The organism is Lysinibacillus sp. UBA5994 (assembly GCF_002429725.1).
In the GTDB taxonomy this organism is placed as follows: Bacteria; Bacillota; Bacilli; order Bacillales_A; family Planococcaceae; genus Lysinibacillus; species Lysinibacillus capsici.
This window is the reverse complement of the sequence record NZ_DJAU01000025.1, coordinates 91,401-110,091: the sequence shown is the minus strand read 5'-3', so window position 1 is coordinate 110,091 and position 18,691 is coordinate 91,401. Positions and strand designations below refer to the sequence as shown.

General features: G+C 35.5%; 20 protein-coding genes. 14 read left to right on the top strand and 6 right to left on the bottom strand.

The annotated features are described in order from the left end of the window. The first annotated feature begins 183 nt into the window (after nucleotides 1-183). Genes B3D98_RS08095 through B3D98_RS08080 form a run of 4 tightly spaced genes read left to right on the top strand, consistent with a single transcriptional unit; the run spans nucleotide 184 to nucleotide 3,593 of the window. On the top strand, nucleotides 184-756 hold the full coding sequence (locus B3D98_RS08095; protein ID WP_054550638.1) for a class I SAM-dependent methyltransferase: 573 nt from the start codon (nucleotides 184-186) through the stop codon (nucleotides 754-756). Further along, a complete protein-coding gene (locus tag B3D98_RS08090; protein ID WP_288582239.1) occupies nucleotides 756-1,343 on the top strand; it encodes a DedA family protein in 588 nt (195 codons plus the stop codon). Before B3D98_RS08095 ends, B3D98_RS08090 begins: the two co-directional genes overlap by 1 nt. Before the next feature lie 53 nt (nucleotides 1,344-1,396). Then, complete coding sequence (locus B3D98_RS08085) at nucleotides 1,397-2,098, top strand: response regulator transcription factor (protein WP_269898843.1); 702 nt, start codon at nucleotides 1,397-1,399, stop codon at nucleotides 2,096-2,098. Then, a complete protein-coding gene (locus tag B3D98_RS08080; RefSeq protein ID WP_281216773.1) occupies nucleotides 2,082-3,593 on the top strand; it encodes a sensor histidine kinase in 1,512 nt (503 codons plus the stop codon). The genes B3D98_RS08085 and B3D98_RS08080 overlap by 17 nt, the downstream gene beginning before the upstream one ends. A gap of 4 nt (nucleotides 3,594-3,597) precedes the next feature. On the opposite strand, the gene B3D98_RS08075 is transcribed toward B3D98_RS08080, so the two are convergent. Continuing rightward, nucleotides 3,598-3,903 (bottom strand): hypothetical protein, encoded by a 306-nt coding sequence (locus tag B3D98_RS08075; RefSeq protein WP_048391191.1) that lies wholly within the window; start codon nucleotides 3,901-3,903, stop codon nucleotides 3,598-3,600. Between the two features lie 279 nt (nucleotides 3,904-4,182). Here B3D98_RS08075 and B3D98_RS08070 point away from each other — a divergent pair, with 279 nt between their 5' ends. Further along, on the top strand, nucleotides 4,183-5,784 hold the full coding sequence (locus tag B3D98_RS08070) for a Na/Pi cotransporter family protein (protein ID WP_288582253.1): 1,602 nt from the start codon (nucleotides 4,183-4,185) through the stop codon (nucleotides 5,782-5,784). Nucleotides 5,785-5,869: 85 nt separating this feature from the next. Here the strand turns inward: B3D98_RS08070 and B3D98_RS08065 are convergent, their stop codons facing one another. Further along, the gene (locus B3D98_RS08065; protein ID WP_054550643.1) at nucleotides 5,870-6,748 is read right to left on the bottom strand and encodes a LysR family transcriptional regulator; all 879 of its coding nucleotides are present in this window, start codon (nucleotides 6,746-6,748) and stop codon (nucleotides 5,870-5,872) included. A 100-nt stretch (nucleotides 6,749-6,848) separates the two neighbouring features. Here B3D98_RS08065 and B3D98_RS08060 point away from each other — a divergent pair, with 100 nt between their 5' ends. After that, complete coding sequence (locus B3D98_RS08060; RefSeq protein ID WP_054550644.1) at nucleotides 6,849-8,012, top strand: YbfB/YjiJ family MFS transporter; 1,164 nt, start codon at nucleotides 6,849-6,851, stop codon at nucleotides 8,010-8,012. Nucleotides 8,013-8,053: 41 nt separating this feature from the next. Here the strand turns inward: B3D98_RS08060 and B3D98_RS08055 are convergent, their stop codons facing one another. Next, a complete protein-coding gene (locus B3D98_RS08055; RefSeq protein WP_048391185.1) occupies nucleotides 8,054-8,914 on the bottom strand; it encodes a YitT family protein in 861 nt (286 codons plus the stop codon). 32 nt (nucleotides 8,915-8,946) lie between these two features. After that, nucleotides 8,947-9,486, bottom strand: a complete 540-nt coding sequence (locus B3D98_RS08050) for a transcriptional regulator (protein ID WP_048391183.1) — start codon at nucleotides 9,484-9,486, stop codon at nucleotides 8,947-8,949. Between the two features lie 183 nt (nucleotides 9,487-9,669). Here B3D98_RS08050 and B3D98_RS08045 point away from each other — a divergent pair, with 183 nt between their 5' ends. From B3D98_RS08045 to B3D98_RS08030, 4 genes are read left to right on the top strand one after another with little or no spacing between them, the layout of a single operon-like run. Further along, a complete protein-coding gene (locus B3D98_RS08045) occupies nucleotides 9,670-9,921 on the top strand; it encodes a PLD nuclease N-terminal domain-containing protein (protein ID WP_288582233.1) in 252 nt (83 codons plus the stop codon). After that, nucleotides 9,905-10,807 (top strand): ABC transporter ATP-binding protein, encoded by a 903-nt coding sequence (locus B3D98_RS08040; protein WP_257961710.1) that lies wholly within the window; start codon nucleotides 9,905-9,907, stop codon nucleotides 10,805-10,807. Before B3D98_RS08045 ends, B3D98_RS08040 begins: the two co-directional genes overlap by 17 nt. A 6-nt stretch (nucleotides 10,808-10,813) precedes the next feature. Beyond that, nucleotides 10,814-11,593, top strand: a complete 780-nt coding sequence (locus tag B3D98_RS08035; RefSeq protein WP_048391181.1) for an ABC transporter permease — start codon at nucleotides 10,814-10,816, stop codon at nucleotides 11,591-11,593. 21 nt (nucleotides 11,594-11,614) lie between these two features. After that, on the top strand, nucleotides 11,615-12,013 hold the full coding sequence (locus B3D98_RS08030; protein ID WP_103117679.1) for a GntR family transcriptional regulator: 399 nt from the start codon (nucleotides 11,615-11,617) through the stop codon (nucleotides 12,011-12,013). 35 nt (nucleotides 12,014-12,048) lie between these two features. Here B3D98_RS08030 and B3D98_RS08025 read toward each other — a convergent pair whose 3' ends face one another. Next, complete coding sequence (locus B3D98_RS08025) at nucleotides 12,049-13,446, bottom strand: hypothetical protein (protein ID WP_066036644.1); 1,398 nt, start codon at nucleotides 13,444-13,446, stop codon at nucleotides 12,049-12,051. Between the two features lie 291 nt (nucleotides 13,447-13,737). Between B3D98_RS08025 and B3D98_RS08020 the strand changes: the two genes are divergently transcribed. From B3D98_RS08020 to B3D98_RS08005, 4 genes are all read left to right on the top strand, one after another. Beyond that, on the top strand, nucleotides 13,738-14,343 hold the full coding sequence (locus B3D98_RS08020; RefSeq protein ID WP_048391175.1) for a TetR/AcrR family transcriptional regulator: 606 nt from the start codon (nucleotides 13,738-13,740) through the stop codon (nucleotides 14,341-14,343). Between the two features lie 91 nt (nucleotides 14,344-14,434). Continuing rightward, a complete protein-coding gene (locus tag B3D98_RS08015; RefSeq protein WP_288582225.1) occupies nucleotides 14,435-15,412 on the top strand; it encodes a serine hydrolase domain-containing protein in 978 nt (325 codons plus the stop codon). Between the two features lie 559 nt (nucleotides 15,413-15,971). Next, the gene (locus B3D98_RS08010) at nucleotides 15,972-16,610 is read left to right on the top strand and encodes a GntR family transcriptional regulator (RefSeq protein ID WP_048391171.1); all 639 of its coding nucleotides are present in this window, start codon (nucleotides 15,972-15,974) and stop codon (nucleotides 16,608-16,610) included. Between the two features lie 19 nt (nucleotides 16,611-16,629). Continuing rightward, a complete protein-coding gene (locus tag B3D98_RS08005; protein WP_048391169.1) occupies nucleotides 16,630-17,679 on the top strand; it encodes a 2,3-butanediol dehydrogenase in 1,050 nt (349 codons plus the stop codon). A 124-nt stretch (nucleotides 17,680-17,803) separates the two neighbouring features. On the opposite strand, the gene yiaA is transcribed toward B3D98_RS08005, so the two are convergent. Continuing rightward, entirely contained in the window at nucleotides 17,804-18,274 is a 471-nt protein-coding gene (gene yiaA, locus B3D98_RS08000) for an inner membrane protein YiaA (protein ID WP_288582223.1), read from the bottom strand. Nucleotides 18,275-18,691 lie beyond the last annotated feature (417 nt).

Here is an 18,691-nt window from a genome sequence, read left to right as displayed (position 1 = left end):
TAACTTTTGGGGTGCATTACACATGAGTGACTTTTTTGTTTCACCGTATGAGATCGTGTTGATCTACTAACTAAATAATGTCAATTATTAAGAAAAAGTTAAGAATTCTCCTTGCAAATCTTTAAGAAAGTCTCTTTATAGTTAAAACCATCAATAAAGAAAGCAAAGCGAGGAGACAACTAAATGCAGCTCATCACCTTCCTTACTGAATTTATAAAGCATCCAAAAACAATAGGCGCTATATCACCTAGTTCTAAGAAATTAGCGCATAAAATGGTGCAACCTATTTGCTTTGAGACGGCTCAATGCATTATAGAGCTTGGCCCTGGGATGGGGGCCTTTACAAAGGAGCTTGTGAAAAGAAAAAAGCCAGCTACATTGCTTGTTCTCATTGAACATAATGCGATTTTTTGTGAGAAACTGCGTAGGCAATTTGCTCATGTAGCCAATGTTGTAGTGATCCATGGTTCAGCAGAAAATTTGAAGCAATATTTGACAGATTTGAATATCGAAAAAATAGATTATGTTATTTCTGGACTACCATTTACTTCGTTAAAGGCGGAAGTATCGTGTTGTATTTTAAGAAATGTGAGGGATTGTTTGTACAATGGAAAATTCATTACTTTCCAATATTCACTTGTAAAAAAATCATTTTTTCAAACCTATTTTCAGAATATTTCACATGAGAAAGTATGGATTAATATGCCACCAGCCTATGTATTGAGCTGTAGGCTAGGAAATACGAGGGTCAGCTAATGGAGCTAAAGGATCTTTTATTATTTATTGAACAATATGGCTATTTTGCTTTGTTTTTTAGTTTATGGCTAGGGATCATAGGCATGCCGCTACCAGATGAAATGATTGTCATGAGTGGTGGTTTTCTATCGTCGCTAGGAAAATTGGTCATATGGAAATCTTTCTTACTTACTTATTTAGGCGTTATTTCAGGGCTTTCTCTAGGATTTATACTTGGAAAACTATTTGGTCATCGTGTACTTGATAAACTTGTGAAAAAGAAAAAGGCAAAGTACTTAACCAAATCACAAGAATTGTTAGATCAATATGGACACTTTGCATTAGTCCTGAGTTACTTTATTCCAATTGTTCGACATATCCTCCCTTACTTGGTGGGAATGAATAATATGCGTTTTAAAACATATGCCTTATTTTCCTATACAACAGGCTTTGTCTGGACATTGATTTATTTTACACTAGGTTTATTATTTGGCAGTCAAATTGAATATATTTCTTTGATTGCTACGAAATATGGTATGTACTTTGGGTTATTCATCGTGACTGTTAGCTGTATTTATTATTTTTATATACGGAAAATAAAAAAATAGCTAAAATGGAGGAGCATTATGAATGGAAAATATTTGATTAATGGTGGGATTAGATGAGTAATGAAACAATTTTAATTGTAGATGATGAAAAAGAGATAAGAAATCTGATAGGCATTTATTTGAAAAATGAGGGATTTCATGTGTTAGAGGCATGTGATGGAGAAGAGGGCTTACAGTTAGTAAAGAAGCATAAAGTACATTTAATTGTATTGGATTTAATGATGCCTAAAGTAGATGGCATTGAAATGTGTATGAAGGTAAGAGAAATAGCAGAAATGCCTATTATTATGCTAACTGCCAAATCTCAAGATATGGATAAGATTAGTGGTTTAACGATAGGTGCTGATGATTATGTGACTAAGCCCTTTAATCCGTTAGAGCTAATTGCCCGCATTAAATCACAGCTCCGTCGCTATCTGAAAATGAGTGGCTTACATAGCAGCAATAGAGAGGAGCTGGAAGTTGGCGATTTACGTATCAATACAGCGACACATGAAGTTTTTGTTAACAATGAAAGAGTAAAGCTGACACCTAGGGAGTTTGCTATTTTGGAATTGCTTGTTAGTAACCCTGGCATTGTCATGAGTGCAGAGCAAATCTATGAAAAAGTTTGGAAAGAGGAAGCATTTCAATCGGAAAATACTGTAATGGTACATATTCGAAAAATTAGAGAGCGAATTGAGGCAAATCCAAGGAATCCACAATATATTAAAACCGTATGGGGAGTAGGGTATAAAGTTGAAAAAGTTCTTTAGGCTTTTAAAGTTCCCAAGGTTTCTGAAGCAAATTGGTGCGAAAATAAAAAATAATATTCAACGTAGCATTCGTATTCAACTATTTACAACGTTTTTATTATGTGCACTTGGCAGTTTTTTAGTGGCACGTGCAGTAGTGCCATTTTTTGAGAATAACAATGAGACAGTGATTGTGGATTATAGTGGTAGTATGAAGATGATGTATTATCATGCACAGGATACAGCAGCATTGGCAACCCAAGAAAATAGTGTTGAAGCATTAAGAGAATTGATCGATCAAGAAAATGGAAAAATAGAAAATGAGGACAATGCATTAAAAATTGTCGTCACAGATGAGGCAGGTAAGATCTTATATAAAACAAAGCAGGTAAAAGAGCAACAAATCGATTTGCATGAAGAAATAAGGCATGTCATGGGCTTTACAATGAATCAACCTTTTGAAAATGCCTATCATATGATCGAAACTTCTCGTGAAGAGTTTACTACATTAGTGCCACTAACTTTACAAGATAAAAATTATTACTTCTTTGTTAGTGGGCTTCCACAAGGAGAAGCCATCACAAGTACGAATGAAGGTCCCATACCTTTTTTCATTGGTGTTATGTTGTTTATCGTATCATTTTTCTCGATAACAAAACGCAAAATGAATCAAATTGAGGCATTAGCAGAGGGGGTTATGGAAATCGCAAAAGGAAATTTAGCCTTTCGTATTGAGAAAAAAGGCCAAGATGAAATTGCTTCACTAACGGATAATGTTAATCAAATGGCAGAAGAAATTATGACAAGTATCGAGATGGAGAGGAAAATTGAGCAACAAAAAAACGAGCTTATTACAAATGTTTCACATGACCTTAGAACACCTCTTACCTCAATCATGGGTTATTTGCGTTTATTAAGAGAAGAGAAGTATGAGACAAAAGAGCAATATGACGAATATTTGAAAATAGCCTTTTCTAAATCCGAACAATTAAAAAATTTAATAGACGATTTATTTGAATATACTAAGCTCACGAATGATAAAAATACTTTAATGCGACAACAAGTTTGTGTAAATGAGCTGCTCGAACAACTAATGGAGGAATTAGTACCGTTAGCAGAGGAGAAACAACGTATTTTTATAAAACATTTTCCAGAAAATCGAATTGTTGCTGCGCTGGATTCGGAAAAGATTGTACGAGTTTTTGATAATCTCCTCATCAATGCGATCAATTATAGTACTGCTGAAGGGAAAATTATGGTTTCCCTTGAAGGACAAGCACACCATGTGCGTATTTGTGTAGCGAATCAAAGTGATGCCTTTACATCGGTGGAGCTTGCTAGTTTATTTGAGAGATTTTATAAAAAAGATCAATCGAGAACAAATGTAACCGAGGGCTCAGGGCTTGGACTAGCGATTGCCAAAAGCATAGTGGAGCTTCACGGAGGAACGATTCACGCAAAATACAAAAATGAGACACTGTACTTTATTATCACATTGCCGTTAGCAGCTACATAACTGACTACAATGGAAGAATAGTAATGGCATGTTGTGTTTGTGTATGATGTGACAGCATGTCTTGCAGGGTTGCTAGGGTAGCTGTGTTTCTGATTAATAATTGGATTTCAGTATGCTTGTATTGTCGTTGAAAGTCCATAATATAATCTGCAATGATATGTAAATTATATTGATTTTTAATCTCTACCTCAACGAAAAATGGCAGTGTTAAATCTGGCAGCTTAATACTGCCACCACGTCGAATCCAAATTGCTTCCTGCACATAGTAGCGGATCGGTAATTGGCGGTTACTAGCTATAAAAATATCCATAGAAAACTCCCTTCAGTGTCTAAGTACAGCCTAATGGAAATGCATTCAGTCGTCAAAAGAAAACATGTGAAAATCTAATTGAAGATTTTTTCATGTTTTTTTTGTTTGTTTTTTGTTGAATTTGATTTGAATATGTCCGTTTTTTGGACTAATTGTAAAGGGCGTGTAAACATTAATTTAATCCATTGTAAATGATATGTACAGCTAGCTTAAAACTATTAATAATAAAGTCTGACAACAAGGAAAGGGTTGAATGGATTGGCTATCAATGTACAGGAGATGATTTTCCAATTTCTTGGAGGGTTAGGCTTATTTCTTTTCGCTATTAAATTTATGGGAGATGGCTTGCAGAGGGCTGCAGGTGATCGACTAAGAGATATTTTAGATAAATTTACAACAAACCCATTGATGGGTGTACTAGTTGGTATTGTTGTTACAGTTCTCATACAATCAAGTTCAGGTACGACCGTTATAACTGTTGGACTAGTTAGCGCAGGACTTATGAAATTGCGTCAAGCAATAGGCGTTATTATGGGAGCTAATATTGGGACAACCATCACAGCATTTATTATAGGAATAGATGTAGGTGCTTACGCATATCCAATTATGGCAGTGGGCGCGATATGCTTATTTTTCTTTAAGAAAAGTTTCATTCAAAATATTGGACAAGTATTATTCGGGTTTGCAGGTTTATTTATTGGTTTAGAGCTTATGAGTGGTGGAATGAAGCCACTTAGAGATTGGCAACCATTTTTAGATTTGACTGTACAAATGTCTGATGTGCCGATTTTAGGGGTATTAGTAGGAACGATATTCACCCTGATTGTTCAATCTTCCTCAGCTACAGTAGGGATTTTACAAGGGCTTTATGCTGAAGATTTAATAACTTTACGCGGGGCATTACCTGTCTTGTTTGGTGATAATATTGGTACAACGATTACAGCAATTCTAGCCGCTTTAGGTGCTTCTATTGCAGCAAAGCGAGCAGCTGCCACACATTTACTATTTAATGTAGTGGGTACAATTATCTTTATGCTCATATTGGGATTATTTACGAACTATGTGGAATGGATTGCAGGGGTGCTCAATTTAGAGCCGAAAATGCAAATAGCCTTTGCACATGGAACGTTTAATGTCATCAATACAATCATTCAGTTACCATTCATAGGTGTTTGGGCTTATGTCGTAACGAAACTAATTCCAGGCGAAGATTCAGTTATTGAATACAAACCAAAATTTTTGGATAAAAATTTGATTATCAAATCACCATCAGTGGCATTAGGTCAAGCAAAAATGGAAGTAGTGCGCATGGGCGAGTATAGTATTCAAGGTCTAGAAGAAACGTTAACGATTTTGAAAACGGATGATGCTAAGTTAATCGGCAAGGTCGGTCAATTGGAGGAAGCCATTAATAATTTAGACCGCAAATCAACGGAATATTTAGTGGAGCTATCAAAACAATCTCTATCAACCCATGATTCCCAAGTGCATCATGCTTTATTTGAAAATATTCGGGATATCGAACGAATTGGTGATCATGTAGAAAATATAATTGAGCTTCTGCAATACAAGGATAGTAATCGCGTTCGTTTAAGTCAACAAGCGATGCAGGAGTTAGAAGATATGTTTGTTTTTACATTAGAAACTGTGAAAATGTCTATTGAATCCCTTGATAAGCGTGATCTTTCCTTAGCACAGCAAGTGATAGAAAAAGAAAATGAAATTGATAATATGGAGAGACGTTTACGTAAATTGCATATTAAGCGATTAAATGAAGGAGTTTGCTCAGGTTCAGCAGGTATTGTATTTGCGGATATTGTGAGTAATTTAGAAAGAATTGGTGATCATGCTTCTAACATAGCGGAAACCGTTATTGCCTAATAATAAGCTGTTCAGTGGAGATAATCTGCTGAACAGCTTTTTTATTAGGGGAAGGATAGAATTTCAAAACTGACGGATAGAACCCTCAAACTGTCGGATAGTCATAAGCTTCTATGGCTTCTAAAAAATAAGTTAGGATGGGGGATTGTACTTCGTCCTTACGATAAATAAACCATGTAGGAATATGTGCTTGCTTGTTCTTTATCTTGTGCAATGTTAATGCTTGTGTTGCCATATATTTTTCCGCAATGGCAAGTGGTAGTAAGGTAATACCTAACCCAGCAGCAACACAGCCAATAATACCGTCAAGCGTACCAAGCTCCATTCGATTTTGTGGTCGAACCCCTTCTTCATGTAACCAATGTTCCAAGATGGCTCGATAGGAACAGCCGTGGCGGAATGTAATCACAGTGCTTCCCTCTAAATCCTGTAGATGCTTAATAGGTTTATGCTTGCTAGAAGTGAGAATAACAAGCTCTTCACAGACAAACTCTTTCATCATTATATTTTCTTTATAAACAGGTCCGGTAACAAATGCGCCATCTAGTTCATAGTTTTCTACCCGTTCAATATTGTACTGAGAAGGGCTTGTTAATATGGTGATATCCACTTGTTCATGTGCTTGATGAAATGTGCTTAACAGAGTTGGTAAATGTAATGCAGCAGTTGTTTCCATCGAACCAATTCGTAAAACGCCTCGTTGTTCCTCCGTTTCATGTATGATCTCAAAGGTTTTTTCATAGAGATGAAGCATTTTTAGGACTAACTCGTAGAATTGTTCTCCTTTTGATGTTAACCGTATCCCTCGATGTCCACGATAAAAAAAGGTTGTTTCGTAGAGTGCCTCAAGACTTTGTATTTTCATAGAGATGTTGGATTGTGTGTAATTAAGTGCTGTGGCAGCTTTAGAAAAGCTACCTGTTTGGACGACTGTTCGAAAAATCGTTAAATCATTAATATTCATATGCCCTCCAGCTATCAATTTTATTGATACTTATTATAAAGAATTAGATCTATTTTTGATACCTAGATATTCGATATAGTGAAATAGAAGGAGTGATGATATGCACAAGCAAACCGTACGCTATTTAATCGGGGGCATTTTTGCTTTAGTTATTGCTATGGGCATCGGCCGTTTTTCGTATACGGTTATTTTACCTTATATGCAAGAAGCTTTTGAATTTAGCCGGGCAACAGCAGGTTACTTAGCAACGAGTAATTACTTAGGTTATTTGGTTGGAGCCTGGGTGGCAGGTCGTTTACCAATAGGGAATAAACGTATTCTCTTTTTGCAAATTACCCTTGTTATCAGCATTTTAACAACAGCCTTCATGGGCTTTACAAATGTAATCATCATTTGGTATTTATTACGATTTATCTCGGGTGTTGTGAGTGCTTTTATTTTTGTTGTTATAACAAGCCTTATACTAGACCAGTTAGCCAGCAGTAGTCATATGCATCTATCGGGGCTGTTCTATAGTGGGGTGGGAATAGGGATTGCATTAAGTGCGGTAATTGTTTCACCAATCCAAGCTGTTTTCCATTGGAATGGAACTTGGATCGTATTAGCTTTATTTAGTATTGTATTGTTTGTCTTGATTGTACTATTCATTAAGCCTATTACACCAAGTAAACAACTAGTGGAAAGCCAGGTAATTTCACAGAAAACGCCTCCTCAGTCTTGGATGAAATGGTTAATCATCGCTTATAGCTTAGAGGGGCTTGGCTACATTGTCACAGGCACATTTATTGTATCAATTGCACAGGAGTCGACAAGCTTTCATGGAGATGCAGCCTTTGTATGGTTTGTTGTGGGTGTTGCAGCAATTCCCTCATGTATCGTTTGGTCTAAGCTAGCACAGCGTTATGGCTATGTGAAAATTTTACTCATCTCTATGCTACTGCAAGCTTTAGGTATTGTTTTACCTGCGCTAGCTACAAATTCGATGACCCTGTATGCTAGTGCCTTCATTTTTGGGGCAACCTTTATGGGAATTACAACTGTTTGTACAACATTAGCGAGGAAACTTGCACCAGTTAATAGTCATCAAATGATAGGTTATTTAACGGCTGGCTATGCGCTCGGACAAATGATTGGTCCATCCATTGCAGGCACACTTGCAAGTTACACAAATAGCTATCAGTATGCCTTAGTTGGGGCTTCCTTAGTAGTAATGCTGGGAGGATTATGTTTAATAGGAGGCGTAAAATATGATAGAAGCAACTAAAAAAAGTAAGTAAGGCATAGTGCGCCTTACTTACTTTGAAATTAATGGATATCTCGTTTCTTAAAGTTACCACCACGAACTTCTGACACATCAGAAATGACTACAAAAGCGCCTTCGTCGATGTCTTTAATAATCGAAACTAATTTATTTTCTTCCATACGGTTAATGACACAGTTTAAGATTTCTGTTGGTTCATTGGAGAAACCACCACGTCCATGTGTATAGGTAACACCACGTCCTAAGCGGGCTTGGATAGCGTCTCCAATCTCCTCGGATTTTCCACTAACAACACGAACTTCTTTTGATTTTTCTAAACCAACTTGGATAATATCGATAACATTTTTGGCAATATAGTAAGTTAACGCTGAGTAGAGAGCACTCTCTAAGCCAAAGATAAAGCTTGCCCCTAAGAAAATAAAGGCATTGATAAATAATATAATATCGCCGACTGAAAATGGAATTTTACGAGATAATAGTACAGCTAAAACCTCTGAGCCATCTAAAGCGCCACCATTTCGTAGGACAATTCCAATACCCACACCAAGGAGCATACCACCAGATAAGACAATTAGGAGGGGATCATTTGGGCCTAAAATGGTTTTGACGTCATGTAAAAGCACTGTAGAAATCGATAATGCTGCAATACCAGCGCTACTCATTAAGGCAAAGGTTTTTCCAACTTGCTTGTAGCCGATATAAATGAACGGAATATTTAATACAAACAGCAGTACGCCTAACGGGATACCAAAGAGGTGCGCACCCATAATACTAAGACCTGTTACACCGCCATCAATGACAGCATTCGGAATTAACACGGCCTCTAGTCCGTATGCAGCTATAACTGCCCCAATAATGATCATAATTAATTTTCGTATATTTTCTAGTGACTTTCCTTTTTTCATAAATCTTCTCCATTTCTTTACGTCAATAGTACCTAAGGCTTTGGAATAATATTTAAAGCAATTGTTTTAGTCTCCAAACCTTTATTTGAATCGGTCATATTATAGTATTTAGTTAATAAATCGTTTAATTCATTTTCAAAGTTTTTGAATTGATCGTCCGTTAACGTTAAGTCGATTAAAGAAAAAGTTGCTAAATCTGTTGTGCTTTCTTTTTCATCAAGTGAATGCAAATAATTTTGATATTGAGATAGTAAAGCCAATTGATAGTAGGAAATATAATTTAATTTTTGCTTGGTTGTGAGTTGAGTCCAATCCTCCTTACTAAGTTTTGCTGCTCCTTCATTTAATGCATAAAACTTCTCTGTAACAGAACGAACTTTTCGCTCTTTCACAATTTTTATGATATTTTCATCGACTAAAATTTGGATATGACGATATAGAGTGGCTTGTGGTACATCTTTAATGACAGAAATCATCTCCAATGTGCTTAAACCCTCTTCTTTATTGTGCATCAGAGCTTGTAAAATTTTCATTCTCACAGGGTGCATTAATACCTCTGCTTTATTACGCATAAACCGATCCTCCTACCAGAAAATGAGATAGTATCAAGGGAAGCATTCAAATGTTATCAATTTGAGAACATTATCAAAAAATATACTATAGCGTTTTTTTAAAGATGTACAGTAAAAAGGTAATGAAATTTTTTCATTCTTTTGTTATCATTATCGATAATGATAATGAAAGGGGTTATAAAAATGAAATTACACTATGGTTTTGAAGACTTAAATCAAATTGATTGGGCAAACATACTACCAATTCTTTTACCATTTGTACTCGTAGGTTTTTTACTTATCACTGTTGCACTAATAGATTTATATAAACATAGAGATAGCAGAGAAAACATACTAATGTGGGCCATTATTATTTTGTTCTTTAATACAATTGGTTCTGTTCTATATTTCGTGATGGGAAGAAAGGATGTCAATAAACATGCGCTTAGAAATTAATAATATTACGAAAAAATTTAAACAGAAAACGGCAGTAAGTAGTTTTTCAATGGTTATAGATTCGAATGAATGTGTAGGACTTATTGGACCAAACGGGGCAGGGAAATCTACATTAATTCAGATCATTGCTGATATTCTTTATGCAGATGAAGGGGACATTGTACTTGATGGGCAAAAAATTTCAAAGATGAAAAATCATATTGGTTATTTACCACAGTACCCTAATTTCTTCTCGTGGATGACAGCCTCTGAAACCTTAGCCTTTATGGGGACACTTTCGGGTATTTCGAAAAATCAATTACAAAAAGACATCCCAATTCTTCTGGAAAAGGTGGGCTTAGGAAAAGAGGCACATGCTCATGTTGGAACATTTTCAGGAGGTATGAAACAGCGTCTTGGAATCGCACAAGCTTTATTACACAAGCCAGCTTTCATCATTATGGATGAACCAGTTTCAGCCCTAGATCCAATTGGTAGACGTGAAGTGCTGAATCTATTAAAAGACATAAAAAAAGAAACGACCATACTACTTTCTACACATATTTTAGGCGATGCGGAGGAAGTTTGTGAGCGCTTTGTGGTCATTAAAAATGGTTACAAAATAGAAGATGCAACAAAATTAGAGTTACTTAATCGCTATCAAGATTCAGCTATCTTTTTAGCGGTTCAAAAGAAAGATGTTAAGTGGCTAACAACGATTGAACATTTACCTTATGTAAAGAGAATCGAAAATTGTGGGGATGGTTTTAAAGTATATGTCAATCATTTGGAAGAGGACGCCCATCGATTGCTACAGTACGGATTGGATTCAAATGTACTATTTACAAAGTTTGATCTTGGCCTTCAAGAAAGCTTAGAAGAAATATTTTTAGAATTGGTGGTGTAATTTGAAGTGAATACGTTTATAGCACTAAGTAAAAAAGAAATGAATCAAATGACAAAGGAATATAAAGTCGTTTGGCTACCAATCGTCTATATCCTCCTAGGTTTAACTCAGCCGATTATGATGTATTTCTTGCCTGCTATTTTACAATCAATGGGTGGTATAGAAGGGATTATAATTGATCCAACAATGGCAAAGCCAGGGGGAGAAGAAGTGCTTGCTTCAACCCTTAATTCGCAATTTGATCAATTAGGTATAATCATCCTTGCTATTGCAACGATGGGTATTATTCAAGGAGAAAAAGCGAATGGAATGATGGCCTTCATTTTAACAAGGCCAGTATCAATCACATCCTACTTAAACAGTAAACTCCTTACTCATTATATTTTAGCCGTCCTATGTATTTCGCTTGGCTATGCAATGTCCCTTGGCTATACATCTTATTTATTTACCTCTGTACCGATAATGCGCGCATTGATAGCTTTAGCATTTTATTGTATTTGGCTGTTGTTCATCATTACATTTGTTGCCATGATGAGTACATTTTTTAATAGTACACCATTTATTGCTTTAATTAGTATTGGTGTCTTATTTATTTGTCGTTTTTGTGCTGGTTTACATCCATTCTTAGATGTCATAAATCCAGCTAGTAATAGTTTGTATGCTACAACGATAATAATGACAGGTGACATAGAAAAATGGTATAGCTTTAATATTATTGTCACACTGTTACTTGTACTATTCATGATGGCTATCATGCATCATTTTATTGCCAAAAAGAAATTTTAATATGGAGGAAATCCTCGACAAATGAATGTAAAAGTAAATCGAAGAAGCAAAATTCCATATTATCAACAACTCACACAGCAGTTGCTTTTATCCATAGCGACTGGAAGCTTAAAAAAGGGGGACCATTTGCCTTCAATTCGCCAGCTAGCGGCACAAACAAACCTCAATCTGCATACAGTTCATAAAAGCTACAAAGAGCTTCAAAAAAAGGGGATCATCACTATTAAGCCTCAGTCTAGAGCATTTGTTATCGTAGATCCTAATAAAGCAACGACTATTTCATGTCACCAAATAGCTATGAAAGTGGAGCAATTATTGATAGAGGCTTATATTTTAGGCATGAAAAAATCTCAACTAAAAGAAATGTTTTATGACATTTTACAAAAGTATTATACGGAGAGTGAAAGAGATGGCTACTAATAACCTAGTGACCATCTCTTACTATTTTTATTAAATTATATTAAAAAGACAGCAACTATCGTTGTCACAATCAGTCCAATGACTACAGGAATTAAATTTCGTCTTGCCAGCTCAAATGGGCTGACATTACAAATAGCAGCTGCTGGGATTAATGCCCAAGGAATTAGTGTACCACCACCAACCCAAATCGCTGTGATTTGCCCTAAAGCTGTTAAAGTTGCTGTTCCATCACCAATAGCATTCCCGAATAGACTTCCAACCGAACCTGCTAAAGAAATTCCAGAGAAGCCCGAACCATCTAACCCCGTAATAGCGCCAACAACTGCTAGTGTGACAACAGCAATTTCCTTTGTTAACGGAACTATTGCTGCAAGACCGACACCCAGATCATTGACAATACCGTGTGAAGTAGCGGGGAGGTGATCTCCAAGAATTTGTGTAAAGCCAGCATCTCCAAGATAGAAGAAAGCAGCAATTGGAATTACGGGTCCGAAGACTTTAAAGCCGAATTGAAATCCTTGAATCAAATAACTTGTTGTCTTTTCTAATCCCGCTGATTTATGAGCAACCATACTAAGCAACAATAAAATAAAAACAGAGGTTCCACCGATTAAAGCCGTTGCATCGCCGCCCGTTAAATTGAATACTGACATAGCGATAACGTCTAAGATAAAGGCAATAGGAATAAGTACGGCGAAGAATCGTTTTTGCCCAATTGACAGTAAGTTTTCCGCAGTTTCTTGTTCACCATCCTCCTCCTCATTGTTGCCAGTATTTAAAAGTAGCGTTCCTCGTTTCATATCACGTCTTAAAAAAATATAAGCAACAATTGTCGTTACAACGCCCATTGTGATAACAAGCGGAATACTGGCTGAAACAACATCTCCAACAGGGATACCAGCAGCATCAGCCGTTAATTTTGGAGCCCCTTGAATGACAAAATCACTCGATAATGCAATACCATGCCCAAATAAGTTCATCGCCATGGCAACCCCCAGTGCTGGGAGGCCCGCCCGAATCGCAACAGGCAAGAGCACGGCTCCTAATAGCGCTACTGCAGGTGATGGCCAGAAAAACCAAGAAATAAACATCATTAAAAGTCCAATCGTCCAATAAGCGAGTGCGGGTGTTTTAATGATCTTTGTGAAAGGGGCCACCATAACCTCATTAATACCTGAAGACATCATGACCCGACTCATCGCCACGATAATCGAAATAATAAGAATCGTTGATAGCAGCTCAGTTATGGCATAAATAAAGCTGTTAAACACACCACTTATGGACGAGGTAAAATCACCAGTTGCAACAATCGCTAGCATAAAGATGCCTACTACACAAATGAGGGTGGTATCGCGACGTTTAACCATAAATCCGATGATGAGCACAATAAAAACCACGTAAATCCAATGGAGAGCTGTGAATTCAATCCCCATACGTTTCCCCCTCAATATTCTGATTCTATAGAATATGAAGAGAAAAAAAGATGGTGCTGATTTTAAAAAATTTTGATCCTGTGAAAAGCAGTCTGAATTAATGGGTAATTAAAATAAATTATCTGATGTAGATCAAGTAATCATAAAAGGTGAGGAATTAGAGCTTGCCATTAAAAATGAAAGTTGAATTAACTATTAAACGAGTAAAGGTGAAGCAATAATCAGTTCTATTGACTTTATCGTCTTAACAATTTATTATATAGACCAGTCGTTATAATTTCGGAGGGGAAAATGTCTAGAAATCAAGAAAGTAAAATGAAAATTTTATCAACCGCGTCAACACTGTTTCAAAAACAAGGGTACCATGCTACAGGATTAAATCAAATTATTAAAGAGTCGGGTTGTCCAAAAGGTTCGCTTTATTATTATTTTCCTGAAGGCAAGGAGCAATTAGCGACAGAGGCAATTAATCGAACAAAAGATTTTGCTGCTCAAGAGTTGAGAAATTTATTTTCACAGCATGATGATGTAATTAAAGCTTTAGAGTGTTTTTTTGGTCAATGTTTAAGTTTCAATCCAAAAATTGCACATGATGGAATTCCACTAGCACTTATTTCTTTGGAAACTTGGCATATGAGTGAGCAACTTCGTTTAGCATGCAAGAATGCCTATGAAGAACTTATCATGATATTAAGAGAAAAGTTTATCCAATCAAATTGGCCCCCTGAGGAAGCTACAGAAATGGCGTATTTAGTCTTTAGCATGATAGAAGGTGGCAGTATTTTCGTACTCACTTACAAATCAAATGAGTCACTTAAAAGAATCTGTAAAAGTATCATAGAATTAATAAAGTTAAAGCAAAAGGAAATTCGCAGAAATCTTAGAAATGAGCTTTAAGATCTCGTAAAGTTCGAAAGGAGGAAGTTGGTAAATGCCATTGGATAACATTTCAAGTAACTTATAGTACAAAATAAGGAGTGCTTGATATTTGCTAAAATCATATATTCATTCATTTTTAAACTCAAAAGAAGAGGGGTTTAGTGGAAATATCTTAGTGGTTGATCAAGGAGAAACAATATATAAAGAATCATTTGGAAAAGCTAATTATGAATGGGATATACCAAATACAGCTATTACAAAGTTCCGTATTGGATCTGTAACTAAAATCTTTACTACCATTGCAATTTTAATGCTAGTTGAAGAGCAAAAGTTACAGTTACATAATACTGTGGATAATTTTATTCCTAATTTTCCAAAAGGTAACCAAATTATGATCGAACATCTATTAACGCATACATCTGGCATTGGTAATATTACTGATCAACCTGATTTTTTATTAAAATCTTATCAACTACAATCACCAGATGATTTAATAAATTGGATTATTTCTTGTTCATTCAAATCTATACCAGGGAAAGAGTTTAATTATTCTAATTCAGGATACATTGTATTAGGTAAGATTATAGAAATGACAAGTGGTTTAAGTTATGAAGAGTTTCTTAAACAAAAGATTCTTCAGCCTCTATCTATGTTAAATACTGGACTTGATTATAACGTGGCTATTCAAAAGTATAAAGCAAGCGGTTATGAGTTAGAAAAAAATAATATTTATCATGCTAGTTTCATCAATATGTCTAACACCTATTCTGCTGGTGGGTTATTTTCTACAGTAGAAGATTTACAATTACTTGATGATGCAATAAAAAATAATTGTTTACTATCGAAAAATATAACAACTCAGATGCTTTCATCAGGTCGTTTTGGCCATGGATATGGATGGAACATTACTAAGACAAAAAAGAATAATACGCTCATTTTTCATCATGGCGGGATTAATGGTTTTACTTCCTCCTATTTAAGGTTGATACAAAGTGACGCAACAATTATTGTTTTAAGTAATATATCTACGTTGTTAACATCAACTGTTGCCAATCAAATTGTAAGTTATATAGAGAATAGAGACTAGGGGTACAGACTCTTTTTCATATGAGAAGAAACATGATTACGGCTTAGGAGTTATTCCTAAGTCTTTTTGAAATAGTATAATTAAAAGGTTGCATTCGGTACGCAAAGTGCTGGTAAGCCCATATAAATTGCAACAGAGAAGATTAGTGGTTCATATAGCGCAACAGTTGTTAATGGAAGAAACAGGGATATACATCGTCAACTCATAACAAATCACTTTAAGATGAAAGGCATACAAATTGTTAGACAATAACTAGCAGTTTGTGTGCATTTTTTATAGGTTATTATTGAGTAACTCATATCGCAAATTATCTCCATATACCGGTCTGATCAACTTAACACCATCTTTTTTGCATTTATAAATTTTCTCTTAAAAGGTACTTCATATTATTTAGTTACCTACCCAAAACAAGATATTTGAAAGAAATGAGTTTATAGATTAAAATACTTTTATAGATTATCGATAATCTATAATCCATAATATATAACGCTTTTAGCTAATCACCCTATACACTGAACTATGTTAAAATAAAAAGATATAAATTTATTGGAGTGGTTTAATGGGGTTTGATGAAAATTCAATTTCAAAAAAAACAATTTCTGAGCAAATAGCTGAACGATTATTATTCCGCATATTTTCTGGTTACTATGAACAAGGTCAGCGCTTAATAGAGGCAGAAATTGCAAAGGAGTTACAAGTAAGTCATGCACCTGTCCGTGAGGCTCTATATCTTTTACAAAAAGATGGTGTAGTTGAAAAAGTACAACATAAAGGTGTAAGAGTGAAGATTATAACGGATCAGGAATTAAAGGATTATTTGGAAGCGCTTTATCATCTATTGGATATTGCACTAACCAAGTGTGAATCTAAATGGACTGCCGATTTGCAAAATGAACTATTATTTCGATTTGAAGCTATGAAACAAAGAAAGTCTGCTGAAAATATTTATGAATATGTTGTTTCGTTTGCCCACTTGTTACAATTGTTTTTTGATGTTACAGGAAATATTGCTATGCTACGATTCTTTAAAGAAACAATATTTGTTACAAATGTAGCTGCACAAACCAAATGGAAGATGAATCTAGTTGAATCCTATCATATGTCCATCAATACTTTTATCAAGTGTATAGAAGTGTCGGATTTTGATCATGCACGAGTAGCTATTAAGGATGTTATTTTATGGTACCAATTTAAATAATTTTATGGGGGTAACATAAATGAAAGCTGCAGTTTGGCATGGTGTGAAAGATATTAGAGTTGAAGAGGTTGAATTACGCGCTTTAAGAGAAGAAGAAGTGAAAGTAAAAGTAGCGTGGGCTGGTATTTGTGGAAGTGATTTGCATGAATACGAAGAAGGTCCGGTTTTCGTACCAGTTAATGAAAAAGCTGAATTAACAGGTGAAGTTGCCCCACTTACAATGGGACATGAATTTGCTGGTATCATCGAAGAAGTTGGCTCTAAGGTTACTGACTTTAAGGCTGGGGACCGAGTTGTCATCAATCCTACATTAACATATAGAAATAAACATGAAGAAGTCGATCGTTATGATGGATTTAACTTTATTGGTTTACATGGAAACGGTGGATTTGCGGAATATGTTAATGTCCCTGTAACGAATATACATCGTTTAGCAGATAACTTAACATTACAAGATGGTGCACTGGTAGAACCAATGGCTGTTGCTGTACAAGCTGTTAAAGATGCTGGGGTTACATTAGGTGATTCTGTTGCTGTATTTGGAGCTGGACCAATTGGATTATTAACAGTAATCGCTGCAAAAGCATCAGGTGCTAGTAAAGTTATCGTATTAGATTTATCCGATGATCGATTAGAAAAGGCAAAAGAATTAGGTGCAACCCATGCTATTAATTCAGGTAAAGAAAATCCTGTACAAGCAGTTCGTGCGATTGTTGCAGATGGGGTTGATGTATCCTTTGAGGTGGCAGGAGTTGCTCCTACCTTTAAACAAGCAATTGATGTAACAAAACCTCGTGGTAACATGATGATTGTTTCGATTTTTGCAAGACCAATCGAATGGAATCCAATGCAACTTACAAACACAGGTGTTAATGTATTATCATCCATTGTTTATACACCGTCAATTTTCCAAAGAACAATTGATGCAATGAGCGCTGGTCAACTAAATCCACAAGGGATCATCACAAGTCAAATTGACCTAGATGAGATTGTTGAAAAAGGATTCAAAACGTTAACAAATGACAAAACACAATCTAAAATTTTAGTCGAAATAAGCGGAGAAAAATAAAATTGAGAGGAGTATGGCTGATGACAGCCATGCTCTTTTCTTTTTTTATAGTCTGGAGGCGTATGGAGCTTAAGAAAAAATGACAAAAGGAATCGAGAATGAACTTCTCGACTCTTTTAGTAACTTAATCTCTTTCTCTAGCTCTCTGTGTGTCTCTAATATTCTTTTGAACCGTGATGGATGCAAATAAACTTAGAACAAATGACATACCATAGAACCCTTTTTCGCTTAAAACAATACTCCCAGCATTATACAACCCAATGCCCATTAATGAAATAGATACAATAAGTGCAACCCAGCTAATACCATAATAAATACTAGTAACTGGTATTCCCTCTTCTTTATCTCTTACTGCTTTTTGTAAGGATATTGCTGAATAGAGTCCAAATACTAAAACAGCTAGGTAATATCCTTTTTCGTTTAGTTGCATCGTTGCATTAAACAAGCCTATAAAATATGCCGTAACACCTACTAACAATGCGCCCCAGGAAGCCCCCTTGAAAGCAGCAGTTGGTTCCCCCTCTTTTCTTTCTACTTTAACTTTCGGATCAGGCTGCTTTTCCTTATCTAATGAAGACTCATTTTGATTAGACAATATCTTTCTCCTCCTTCTATCACTGTATAAAAACATTCTATCATTCAACAGGGAGGTTATGAGAATAGAAATTTTTCTAAATCTCGCTCTTCAATAATAAAGTTAATTTGGCTGTTATTTTTACTGGAATATAGAGTTAATATGGCTTTCTCAAATCTGAAAGCACTCTTATCATTCCTTGGTAAAATTGTGTTCTACACCGAGAACAATTTTTTGCTGTGATTTGCTGTAATTATTTTGAACAGATAAGAGCTAGGTGTATAACTTTTTTTCATATTATTCAAATAGACAGCTGAATATGTTAGGTGTATATGTCTGCCTGTTGTTGCTATGTCTACCGCTTATTACGATTCGTGCCACCGATGAAAAAATAATTGAAATGGTTGATAAAGCTGTGAATACCACCGTTTATAGATT